Source organism: Streptomyces bobili, from assembly GCF_002154575.1.
Taxonomy (GTDB): Bacteria; Actinomycetota; Actinomycetes; order Streptomycetales; family Streptomycetaceae; genus Streptomyces; species Streptomyces bobili.
Map to the genome: position 1 here is coordinate 1 of NZ_MUBA01000773.1, position 1,113 is coordinate 1,113.

The window sequence follows — 1,113 nt, forward strand, 5'->3', positions numbered from 1 at the left end:
GGATGCCGCCCCCGGGCGCGGCCTTGCCGCCGGGCCTCGCGGGTGGCCGGCTCCGGCGCCGGCGGCACCTCTGGCGGCACTCCGACCGTCGCTCCGGCGGCACCTGTGACGGGGAAACCGTTTACTCCGCCGCGAAGCCCGGTTCCCTCCGTCGGAAGCCTCCACAGGAGACCACTCACCGCACTAGGGTCACCCTCACCTCAGACTGACCAGTACGTCAGCAGACGGCGAGGAGGAGACCCATGGTCCGTGGCGGCGGGAACGGCTGGAGCGGCGACGACGCCGAGCCCCCGGACGCCGATCCCGGTACCGGCGGCCCCGACGCCCGGCTGACCGACCTGCTGCGCGCCTCCCCCGCCACCGCCTACCCGGCGCTGCGCACCCTGCGGGCCCGCCACCATGCCGCCGTCCTGGCCTACGCCCGCCTGTGCACCACCAGCGAACCGGGCGCGCGCCAGCTCGCCGCCCAGGCGTTCACCCTCGCCGCCCGCGAGACCGCCCGCGGCAACGACCCCGGCGGCCCCTGGCGGCACCAGCTCCTGCTGCTGGCCGCGCGGACCGCCGCCGAGTGGGCACGGGACGACCGGGCGGGCGGCCTGGACGCGGGCCTGCTCCTCGTCCTCAACACGGGCGCACCGGGCGGTCCCGTCCCGCCCCTGCTCACCGCCTTCCGCTCGCTGCCCTCCCGCGCCCAGGGCCTGATCTGGTACGGCGTCGTCGAGCGCGAACCCGCCGACCGGACGGCGGCGCTGCTCGGACTCACCCCCGTGGACGTCACCTACGGGACCGCCCCCGCCCTGCACTCCCTGGCCCAGGCGGCCCTGCGGCTGCGGCTCGCCGCCTCCGACGATCCGGACTGCGGCGACTTCCGCCGCCTGATCGAGGAGTCCGTACGGCCGGACGCCCCGCGCCGCAGTCCCGACCTGGAGGCGCACCGCGCGCACTGCACGTGCTGCGCCACCGCCTACGAGGAGCAGTGCGCGCTGCGCGACACCCCGCGCGGCGCGCTCGCGGAGGGACTGCTGCCGTGGGGCGGAACGGCGTACGTCCGAGGCGACGAGGCCGATGGCACGGGCCGGCCGGGGCCTCGCGCCGAGGCTGCGGCCGGCCCGT

General features: G+C 77.6%; 1 pseudogene. It reads left to right on the forward strand.

From position 1 onward, the window contains the following. Positions 1–242: 242 nt before the first annotated feature. Positions 243–1,113, forward strand: a pseudogene (locus tag BZL64_RS37475) (ricin-type beta-trefoil lectin domain protein); the annotation flags it as partial.